Origin of the sequence: Novipirellula galeiformis, from assembly GCF_007860095.1 — a bacterium.
Lineage (GTDB): Bacteria > Planctomycetota > Planctomycetia > Pirellulales > Pirellulaceae > Novipirellula > Novipirellula galeiformis.
The window spans coordinates 216,472-227,834 of record NZ_SJPT01000003.1; the positions used below are offsets into that span (position 1 = coordinate 216,472).

The window sequence follows — 11,363 nt, forward strand, 5'->3', positions numbered from 1 at the left end:
AATAGAAATGAGTTCGGATTCTGTAATGCTTAAACCATGGACCGGTCCCTACGGTGGCGTTCCTCCTTGGAACTTGGTCCGCCAAGACGAATTCCTGCCAGCGATCGAGACGGCGATTCAAATCGCGAGCGAAGAGCTCAGCACAATCGCTAACCAAAGTGAACCGCCCACGTTTGAAAACACCATTATCGCGCTGGAGAAAGCGGGCAAGACGCTTGATCGTGTGGAAACGCTGTTTGATGTCCACACCGGCAACCTGAACGTCGGCTCGATTCCCGATATGGAACGCGCCATCGCGCCGAAGTTGTCCGAATACCGCGACAGCATCTATCAAAACGAAAAACTGTTCAAACGCATCGAAGCGATCTATCAAAGTGACGCGATGAAGTCGTTTACCGTCGCTCAAAAACGATTGGTTGACGATCTTTACAAAACCTTTGTTCGCCAAGGCGCAAAATTGAACTCCAGCGACAAAGCCAAGTTGTCGCAAATCAATACACGATTGGCTCGACTGTTCACTGATTTCAGCCAAAACGTGCTCGAAGACGAAAAAGGCTATGTCACTTGGATTGATCACGAATCGGATCTGGCCGGATTGCCCGACAGCGTCATTGCGGCGATGAAATCGGCCGCCGAAGAACGCAACAAGCCTGATCAATGGGCCGTCACCAACACGCGTTCGTCGATGGATCCGTTTCTGACGTACGCGGACAACCGTGATTTGCGGGAAACGGTTTGGCGAAACTATTACAACCGCGGCGACAACGGGGATGCCCACGATAACAACGCGATCATCTCCGAGATCCTCAGCTTGCGTACCGCGCGAGCCAAATTGCTCGGGTACAAGAACCATGCCGAGTGGCGATTGGAACCGACCATGGCCAAGACGCCGGCCGCGACCATGGACTTGATGATGAAGGTGTGGCCCAAAGCGGTCGCGCGTGTTCGCGAAGAAGTGGCCGATATGCAAACGATCGCCAATTCCGAGAACACCAACATCACCATCGCGCCGTGGGACTACCGCTACTACGCCGAGAAAGTACGCAAAGACAAATACGACCTCGATTTCAACGAAGTCAAACCGTACCTGCAGCTAGAAAAGTTGCGTGAAGCGATGATGTGGGCCGCCGGAGAATTGTACGGAATGCAGTTCACTGAGATCAAAGACGTCCCCGTGTTTCACCCCGACGTGCGCGTTTGGAAGGTTGAAGACGCCGATGGCAACCGTGTTGGTTTGTGGTACCTCGATCCCTACGCTCGCGAAGGCAAACGCAGTGGCGCGTGGATGATGGATTACCGCAGTCAAGAAAACATCGACGAACCGATCACGCCAGTCGTTTCAAACAATTCGAACTTTGTCAAAGGGGTCGCAGGACAACCGTCATTGATCTCGTGGGACGACGCCGTGACATTGTTTCACGAATTCGGGCATGCACTGCATAGCTTGAACTCGAAGGTAAATTATCCTTCACAAGCAGGAACCAGGGTCGCGCGTGATTACGTCGAGTTTCCGTCCCAGATCATGGAGCATTGGCTCGACACTCCGGAAGTGCTCAGCCAATATGCGGTGCATTACGAAACCGGCCAACCGATGCCTCAGGCACTGCTGGACAAAATCAAGAAAGCATCCAAATTCAACCAAGGCTTTGATACGGTGGAGTATTTGGCCAGTGCGATTGTTGACATGAAGTTGCACACCACGGATCAGACATCGATTGATCCCGACGCGTTTGAAAAACAAACGTTGAAGGAGATTGGTATGCCCGACGAGATTCCGATGCGTCACCGCACGCCCCAGTTTGCTCACATTTTCAGCAGCGATTCGTATTCGGCGGGCTACTACAGCTACCTGTGGTCGGACGCGTTGACCGCCGACGCAGTCGAAGTGTTCGAGGACGCCGGCAGTTTCTACGACAAAGCCACCGCAAAGAGTTTGCACGACAACGTGATGAGCGTGGGCGACACGATCGATCCCGCCGAAGGTTTCCGGCGATTCCGAGGCCGCGATGTCGACACCAGTGCCCTATTGCGCAAACGCGGCTTCCCGGTCGAGTAGGGCTGGCGATTGTCACCAACGCTGTGAAGCTCTTCTAGCAACTCCCCACCTTCTGGCGAAGGTAGCTACGAGAAAATGCTTCACAGCGTTGCGTTTGGGCGCTAGTGCGGGTTGGATGATGATGGAACCGTCGCTCGCGCCAAAACGGCTAACGAAATCAGTCGTCGCCGAAGTTGGTGGAGAGGTGATAGGCTGCAACCCACGACTTGCCTGGGCTAGGTTGACTCGTTACCCACGCGGTCCAAAGCGGACCGTTACCGATCCGCTTTCGTCGTCCTCTTGGACGTCCACTTTGATGTCCAAAAAGAGCTCCAGCACATCGAGGTGCGTCTTGCTGTGCCGCGACAACGGGCCGCTGCGAAATTCGCTGCAGCGGCCCTGCATGGCCGCCAAACCTAGCGGCAACATAAGCTGATCGGCCAAATGTTCGCCGACCGGAACATCTCTGGCGAGATGGGCTCGCGTTTGTCGCAGCACGCCTCGCGCGATGTGCTCTGCCTTGACGCCCACTTTGCCAAACCCGGTGAACGTCTCGGTGACACTCGGTGCTGCCCACTGAATCATGACCACGTTACCGGGGCCCCGCGGTTGCGACACTTCATGAACGTGAAAGCAATCGGCGGCCCAGTTTGTTTTTCGCCGAATCGTGTCACATTCACGCTGCCCCACCGACTTGGGAATCGCCGAGACGATCGCGGTCACGCGAGGCGATGCCTTCGGATCACACTCGATCAGCGTAAGCCCATTTAAAGTCCGACACGGAGTGATGTTCAACTGAAACTTTCCGCCGCCAGCGGGATAAAAACCATAGGCTTCGATTTCAACTTCGCTGGCGACTCCCATCTTGGCCAATTGCGGCAAAAACGAATCTCGAAAAAAATCCAACGGGGGTGCCGCTGGATTATGAGTGCCTCCTTCGAAAGTCACGCTCGACGGATGGTCCGCAAGCATCAAAGCCGGCAAGACGGTTTGCGCGACCAAGACCGCGCTGCCTGCAGTACCTACTTTGAAGTCGAAATTGCCACCACGGGTTTCATTTGGCTCGAACGTGATCAATTGCGATCCGATCGCATCACCTTCGATCACCGCATCACAAACCGCACCGACGGCCCGTACCGACGTGAGGTGTTGTCGCATCAGCCCTGGTTTCCGACGACCGGCTCGAATGTTGACGATCCGAATCGGTTGCTTGGTCACCGCGGCGAGCGCGAGCGAGGAGCGGAGGATTTGTCCGCCGCCCTCGCCCTGAGATCCATCAATTTCAATCATCCGCTTTACTCGCATCCTTAATCACGAAACGTGCTTTCAAGCGAGCGACTTCGCTCGCCAATCCCGCGGTCTTCACCGATCGCAACACTTCCTCGAAATCCTTGTACGCTGCCGGAGCTTCATCCTTGGGATAAAACCGGCAATTGCTGAGGATATCGTGCTGCTCAAACTCTTTGTCGATGGTCGCTTGATCCAAAACACGATTGGCATGACGTCGCCCGAGCGTGCGTCCGGCGCCGTGATTCACACTAAAGCACGCCTGCTCGGCTCCCGCATCCGCCACCATCACCGCCGATCCATCACGAGGATTTCCCGGCAACAAAATCGGGTGTCCGGTATCGGCAAACGGGGTCTCACGCAAAGCATAATGCCCCGCGGGAAACGCACGTGTCGCTCCTTTACGATGCACCCATGTCGGCCGATTATCCATGATCTCCTTGCGTGCAATGTTGTGACTGATGAAATAGACCAACGATCCCGTCGTTCCCGGCAATACTTCTTGAAACGCTTCTAGTACGAGAGCGTTAATCAACAAGTGGTTCGCCGTGGCAAAATTGGCTCCCAGCGCCATGTCGTCCAAATAGTCGTCGGCTTCGCTTGTTCCCAGTGGCGCGTAAACCAATTGGCGATCACCGGCCGGCAGTGGAATGTCCCACTTGCTGAACTTGTGTTGCAAGGTTTTGAACTGGCCCGATGCCAAGTTATGCCCGAAACCTCGCGATCCACAATGCGACAAAAAGGCAACCTTTCCGTCACGCAGCCCAAACGTTTCAGCCACCGAGCGAGAACGGTCATCGTCCCCGACGTGAACCACTTCGCATTCACCGAAATGGTTCCCGCCGCCGTACGACCCCAGTTGGCTCATCTTGTCCGAAAAATTACTCATATGCCGCTGAGCAAGCAGAACCTCCAAACGATTTCCCAGCGCATCGCGGGTCTCGTCATGTCCAAGGTGGAATGAATCTTCGCATCGATCGGCCCAGTCAACTGGAATGCCAAGTTGCTGACAAACACTTTCGCTGGCTCCTTCGACGACGAGTTGCTTCCCTAGCGTGCGGTTCACGGGACGCGACTTCTTTACACTTCGTTGCCCTTTGCCTGCTCCGGTCGGAGTGCGTTGACAAATGGCCGAGATCAGTGCACGTCGTGTTTGCCGGTCTTCGATGACGTCCGCAGGGACATCCAATTGCAACAAACTCATCGAACACTTGATGTCCACTCCCACGGGTCCTGGGTAAATGTGCGTGGGCGATACCATCACACATCCCACCGGAGCTCCGTATCCGAGATGGGCATCGGGATTGAGCACGACATCGGTCACGCCGGGTGCGAGCCGCGAATTGATCGCTTGTTGCAAACAAACGTCGTCAAACGTATCGCGAATCGCCTCGGTCCCAATCACCTTGATCGGCGGCGTCGTTTCGGTCGGCAAGATCGCGGTGGCTTCTCCGGTTGCGATCATTCTGGTTGGTGCAGGCTTGTGAAGCGTCGTATGCATTGCGATGCCTTTGATTCGAGTGAACGGGCGAGCCAGGTGATCGGTAATGTGACTGGCTGAAAAAATTCGGGGCAAATTCGGAAGCACGCTCCCAGCCTTTGCTTGAATCGGTTTACTTTGCACAAGGTGTGCCAAACCACACAGGCACAAACATAACCTGTTTACACATAACGACTTAACAAACTTACAAGAGTTTTAGCACACAAAAACAGCCCCGCCATATCTCTCCATTCATCGCGTGACTTATAATCCTGTCTATGAATAAGTCGCGCGTCGTTATCGGTTTTCTCGGTACCCAATTAGACCAACCCGCCAAGCGAGGTGATCGCTGGTCGGGTTGGCGGCCCAGTATTGCCGTGTGTCAGCAGCCCGACTTGATCGTCGATCGATTTGAATTGCTGTGTGATCGACGACACGAAAAGCTGGCCGAAAGCGTGGTCGCCGACATCCGCTCGGTCTCTCCCGAAACCGAGGTGCGTCTGCATTGGAATCAGCTTCGCGACCCCTGGGATTTCGAAGAGGTCTATGCGCTACTGCACCAGTTCACTCGTGACTACTCGTTTGACGCCGATCACGAGGAATACCTCGCCCACATTACCACAGGCACGCACGTCGCACAGATTTGTTTGTTCTTGTTGACCGAATCACGTCACTTGCCCGCCGCGCTGCTGCAGACCTCGCCACCGAATCGCAGCGGCAAAGACCCTCGCGGTGTCTACAGCGTGATCGATTTAGATTTATCGCGGTACGATCAATTGGCCAGCCGGTTTCAGGCCGAACACCAGGAAGGATTGTCGTTTCTAAAATCGGGGATCGAGACACGGAACAAGGCCTTCAATCAATTGATCGAACGGATCGAACAGGTATCGCTAGCGACCCGTGCGCCGATTTTGTTGAGTGGGCCAACGGGAGCGGGCAAGTCACAACTCGCCCAACGCATCTTTGCGTTGAAACGACATCGTCAACAAGTTGCCGGCCCGTTGGTTGAGGTGAATTGTGCCACGATTCGCGGCGAACAAGCGATGTCGACGCTGTTCGGCCATGTAAAAGGCGCGTTCACCGGGGCAGCCGCTGCACGTGCTGGGCTGCTGAAATCGGCTGACCAGGGAGTGCTGTTTTTAGACGAGATTGGCGAACTGGGTTCCGACGAACAAGCGATGTTGTTGCGCGCGATCGAAGAGAAGACCTTTCTCGCGGTTGGATCGGATGACGCGACGTCGAGCGATTTCCAATTGATCGCAGGCACCAACCGTGACTTGCACCAAGAAGTCGGACGCGGCAATTTCCGTGAAGACCTTCTGGCCCGCATCAATTTGTGGTCGTTCGCGATGCCAGGATTGGCCCAGCGTCGCGACGACATCGATCCCAACATTGAATTTGAATTACAAAAGTTCACCACGACTCATGGGCGGAAGGTGACGTTCAACAAGGAAGCACGCAAAAAGTTTATCGAGTTTGCCCATGATCCATCGACGCCTTGGAAGGCCAACTTCCGCGACTTGAACGCGGCGATCACACGGATGGCAACGCTGTCGCCGGGCGGACGCATTACGACCGACATGGTGGACGAAGAAATCCAGCGGCTGAGGTGCAGTTGGCGAGGATCGGAGAAGCCCGATAGCCATGCCGCGACATTGCGAAGCGTGCTGGATGAGAATCAAATTGCCCAACTCGATCGATTTGATCAAGCCGCGCTTGCCGAAGTGATCAAGGTGTGCTCGCAATCGTCGTCGCTCTCCGCCGCCGGTCGCGAGCTCTTCCAAATCTCACGGCAATCCAAGCAAAGGGCAAATGATGCCGATCGGCTACGAAAATATCTAGCAAAATTCGGGATCCAGTGGAGCGATATCGCAGCGGGGGAATTTTCTTAGCGAACGCACCGCGGACGTCCAATTTCCTTAGCGCCCTGAAATTCGTGGGCTGATGCCTTACGATGGTGGAGCAAAACCCACTCAATTCACGCTAATCACACCATGCCCAACCGACACCAAAATTTCGCTCACCGGATCGCAGCTCACGCTGCGCCTGCGATGTTTTGGATTTCGCTCGTTTTCCTGGTCTGCCAATCGGTTTTGGTGGTCTTGTGGGTTGATGTGCCGAATTTAGAGGAAACTCTGATTCGCGATCCGGTCACCGATGAAGCGGTCGCGTTCACGTTGCCGCCGATCAGCCGTACCGAAGTTGCGGCCACCCTTCTGATGCTGCTGATTTGGCCGATCGTGATCACCGAATCGATCTATCATTGGTTGACCCGCCCCTGGGACACAGAGACCCGTTGGACGCATTTCTACTCGTTTGTGTTTTGTATTTGCCCATCATTGCGAATGTGTGCACGCAGTTTCGAGATGGGAAACCGCATTTGGCTACCGACGCTGGGATGGCGCAAGGCAGACGCACGCTTACGCCGACGACTGGAGCGGTACTTCAGCTTGCCGATGATCTGGATCGCATTGTTGATCATGCCAGTGTTGCTGATCGAATTGCTGCTAAAGAACCAAGTCGCCCAATACGACTGGCTTCGGTTTGCACTGCATTTCAGCACCGGAGCGATTTGGTTCTGTTTCGCCGCCGAGTTCATCTTGATGGTCTCGGTAGCGGAAAAGAAAATCGTCTACTGCAAAACTCACTGGCTCGATCTTGCGATCATATTATTACCACTCGTCTCGTTCCTGCGTTCGCTTCAATTTTTGCGAGCCACGGGAATCACGAAGATGGTTCGGTTGTCTCAGATCAACCAAGTCGCACGAATGTATCGATTGCGTGGAACGGCGATCAAGGCCGTGCGGGCGTTGGTATTGCTGGACATACTTGAACGCATCCTTCGCCCCTCCCCCGAACGCTCGCTCGTGAAGTTAAACGCACAACTCGTCGAACTGGAGAAGGAAGCGAAGGCGGTGCGGCGTAAAATCGCCAAGCTCGAACGCGATGTGCCCGTGGAAATGTGTGCCGAAGAGTAACGGAGTCGACGCCAAACGTCATTTTGCCAAACATGACACCCACGCAGACCAACTTGCTGCACTGAGAATTGGAAAAATGATTGTGGGACAAAATGATTTAAAACCAAAACGACCTTGGTCCTGGAAATCATTTTGCCAAGCAATCATTCTGCCAAGCCCGCAAACATGACACCTACGCAGAACCACTTACTGCACCGAGAACTGGCAAAATGATTGCGGGACAAAATGATTAAAACCCAAACCACCCCGATCCTGGAAATCATTTTGCCAAGTAATCATTCTGCCAAGCCCGCAAACATGACCCCCACGCAGACCAACTTGCTGCACTGAGAATAGGCAGAATGATTGTGGGGCAAAATGATTTAGAACCAAACCACCCTGACCTTTACAACCATTCTGCCAAGACCACGTACTTAAGTACCTCGAGGAACGGGGGACTTGTCATTTTACGATTTGTCCCCCAACGGATGCACTATGCCAGAACGTTGGCTTCGTCCGCACTCTCGTCCTCGCCGGTTTTCACTCCCTTGGCGAACCAGGGATAAATCGCGGGGATCACGAACCCGGTTAGCAATGTGCTGGTGATCAACCCGCCGATCACCACGGTGGCCAGCGGCCGCTGCATCTCGGCACCATCGCTGGTCGAAAACGCCATCGGAATGAATCCGAAGCTTGCCACCAAGGCGGTCATCAAGACCGGACGCAATCGGTTGAGTGCCGTTTGCTCGGTGACTTGATCCATCGGCATTCCCGCTAATCGGGCATGTTCCGCCGCGCTCACCCAGACCAAACCATTGAGCACGGCGACCCCAAACAGAGCGATAAAGCCAACACCGGCGGAAATACTAAACGGCATCTCACGCAGCGCAAGTGCAAAGATCCCGCCGCTAGCCGCCATCGGCACAGCCATGAAAATCAACATCGCCAACGACACACTGTGGAACGTGGTGTGCAACAGTAGGAAGATCAACAGCAACACAATCGGTGTGATCACGAGCAAACGACGACTGGCGGATTGCAAGTTTTCAAAGTCACCGCCCCAACGAATCTCATACCCCACGGGCAGATCGATTTGCTCGGCGACGGCCCGTTTTGCGTCACCCACAAAACTGGCAACGTCTCGACCACGAACATTGGCGGCAACAAAAGTTCGTCGTCGCACGTTGTCGTGTTCGACCGAGGGCGGTGTCTCCTCGAGCTTCAAATCGGCTAATTCGCCCAATGGCACAATCCGTCCACCGACCGAATCGACGGGCAATTGTCGCAGCAACTCCTCGTCTTTTCGCCATGCTTCGGGGATCCGCACCAAGATCGGGTAACGCGCACGCCCCTCAATGATCGTCCCGACATTGCGTCCGCCTAATGATTCGATCGCTCCCAGAACTTTCGAGGCGTTGATACCGTATCGCGCCAGTGCCTCGCGGTTGGGACGAATCGACCATGTTTGCAAATTAGCTTGGTAATCGGCACGCACGTCCGCCGAACCAGGGATCATCTTCAAGACACTTTCGATCTCCTTGGATTTCTTCGCTAACACATCCAAGTCGTTGCCGTAGAGCAACACGGCCACGTCGGATTTCACTCCCGCCACCAACTCATCGACTCGCATTTCGATCGGCTGGGTAAACCCGAACGCCACTCCGGCGACACGACCGTTGAGTTGCTCGTCCATCTCGGCAATCAAATCGTCGCGTGTGGTGCCTTCTCGCCATTGGTCATGTGGCTTCAAGATCACCCAAACATCCGTTTGGTGAACCCCCATCACATCGTTTGCGATTTCCGGTCGCCCCGTTTTGCAAAAGACCGTTTTGACTTCGGGGAATTCCATCAAAATCGTTTCGATCTCGGTGCTCATTTCGGTTGCACCTTCGATCGTCGCGCTGGGTAAACGCACCGCTTCGACGAGCAAGTCGCCCTCTTCGAGCCGCGGCATAAACTCGGCCCCGAGTTGGGCAGCGACGGGCACACTCATGCCGAATACCGCTAACGCCAACATGGTTGTGAATACGGGGGCGGCGATCGCGCGATGCACCAAAGGACGATAGATCCATTTGATTAGCCGGATGAACCAGACATCTTTGTCTTTCAAATTCCGTGGCAACGCAATGGCCGCAAGCGTTGGCATTAGCGTCATCGATAGAATCAACGAGCCAAACAGGGCAAACAACACCGTCATCGCCATCGGCCGAAACAATTTCCCCTCCGTCCCTTCGAGCAGGAGCACCGGAATGTACACGACGGCGATAATCAGTTCACCGAACATCGTCGGTTTACGCACTTCGATACAGGCGTCCCGAATCACCTCGACACGTTTACGAGCATTGCCCACATTGTGCGAAAGTTTGTGCATACAGTTTTCGATCATGATCACCGAGGAGTCGACGATCAAACCAAAGTCGATGGCTCCCAAACTCATCAAACTTGCGGAAATCGCAGTGGCATACATCAAGTTCGCCGCGAACAACATCGAAAGCGGAATCGCCAAGGCGACGATAAAACCAGCTCGAAAGCTGCCCAACATCACTAACAACACCAAAATGACCAACAAGCCGCCTTCGACTAGATTCTTCATCACGGTTTTTAGCGTCCGGCCGATCAAGGCTGAACGATCATAAGTAATTTCCATCGACACGCCCGGCGCCAGCGTCGGCATGATCTCGTCGATTCGCGACTTGACTCGCTCGACGACTTCGCGTGAATTCTCACCGATCAACATCATCACCAAACCGGTGACCGCTTCGCCACGTCCATCACGTGTGACGGCACCTTGCCGCGTCATCGGAGCGATCGCAACCTCGGCGATATCCGACAACAGGATCGGCACTCCATCGTCATTACGACGAATCACAATACTGCGAATTTCATCGACGTCCCGCAACAACGCCTCACCTCGGATAAACCGCTGCTCGTCGTGATAAACGACATAACCGCCACCGGTCGATCCATTGTTCTCTTCGACACGGCTAAACAGATCGCTAAGCGTGACATTGTTACTAACAAGGGCATCGGGGTTGGGACGGATCTCGAAAGTTTTATAGAAACCGCCATGCGTATTGATCTCGGTCACCCCACGCACCTCGCGTAGTTTTGGTGCAATCTCCCACTCTAACATCGTCCGCAGTTGCATCGGCGTGTAGTCATCGCCACGCACTTCGAACTGCAATATCTCGCCTAGTGCCGTCGTTAGCGGCCCTAACTCAGGAGTCCCGTAGCCCGGCGGGATCGCCGCAGTGGCCGTTGGCAATCGTTCGGTGACGACTTGGCGGGCGAAATAGATATCGGTGCCTTCGTCAAAGACAATCGTCACAACCGAGATTCCGAACTTCGATACACTACGGATCTCTTCGACGTTGGGCAGTCCGCCCATTGTCGATTCAACCGGATAGGTAATGTATTGTTCCACTTCGACCGGCGATAACGAACCGGCGTCCGTAATCACCGCGACTTGGACATTGGTCATATCGGGAACTGCGTCGATCGGTAATTCGATCGCACTTTTCACCCCCGCGGCGGCCATTAGAAAGGTGACCGCGAGGACGATGAAGCGATTCTCGAGACAGAATTCAATTAGTTTTTGTAACAT

The 11,363-nt window shown here is 54.4% G+C and carries 6 protein-coding genes; 3 read left to right on the top strand and 3 right to left on the bottom strand.

Going from position 1 to position 11,363, the window contains the following annotated elements; all coding sequences use genetic code 11:
- Window positions 1-7 precede the first annotated feature (7 nt).
- Window positions 8-2,056 carry a M3 family metallopeptidase gene (locus Pla52o_RS09005; RefSeq protein ID WP_231612207.1) on the top strand — a complete coding sequence of 683 codons (2,049 nt, stop codon included), beginning with the start codon at window positions 8-10 and terminating at the stop codon, window positions 2,054-2,056.
- Window positions 2,057-2,284: 228 nt separating this feature from the next.
- On the opposite strand, the gene rtcA is transcribed toward Pla52o_RS09005, so the two are convergent.
- Both rtcA and Pla52o_RS09015 read right to left on the bottom strand, forming a co-directional pair.
- Window positions 2,285-3,325: an RNA 3'-terminal phosphate cyclase gene (gene rtcA, locus Pla52o_RS09010; protein WP_146594286.1), complete on the bottom strand. Its 1,041-nt coding sequence runs from the start codon at window positions 3,323-3,325 to the stop codon at window positions 2,285-2,287.
- Entirely contained in the window at window positions 3,318-4,823 is a 1,506-nt protein-coding gene (locus Pla52o_RS09015; RefSeq protein ID WP_231612208.1) for an RtcB family protein, read from the bottom strand. Before Pla52o_RS09015 ends, rtcA begins: the two co-directional genes overlap by 8 nt.
- 257 nt (window positions 4,824-5,080) lie before the next feature.
- On the opposite strand from Pla52o_RS09015, the gene rtcR reads away from it, so the two are divergent.
- Both rtcR and Pla52o_RS09025 read left to right on the top strand, forming a co-directional pair.
- Window positions 5,081-6,694 carry an RNA repair transcriptional activator RtcR gene (gene rtcR / locus Pla52o_RS09020; protein WP_146594287.1) on the top strand — a complete coding sequence of 538 codons (1,614 nt, stop codon included), beginning with the start codon at window positions 5,081-5,083 and terminating at the stop codon, window positions 6,692-6,694.
- Between the two features lie 102 nt (window positions 6,695-6,796).
- Window positions 6,797-7,780 carry a potassium channel protein gene (locus tag Pla52o_RS09025; protein WP_146594288.1) on the top strand — a complete coding sequence of 328 codons (984 nt, stop codon included), beginning with the start codon at window positions 6,797-6,799 and terminating at the stop codon, window positions 7,778-7,780.
- Between the two features lie 472 nt (window positions 7,781-8,252).
- Here the strand turns inward: Pla52o_RS09025 and Pla52o_RS09030 are convergent, their stop codons facing one another.
- A complete protein-coding gene (locus tag Pla52o_RS09030; RefSeq protein ID WP_146594289.1) occupies window positions 8,253-11,363 on the bottom strand; it encodes an efflux RND transporter permease subunit in 3,111 nt (1,036 codons plus the stop codon).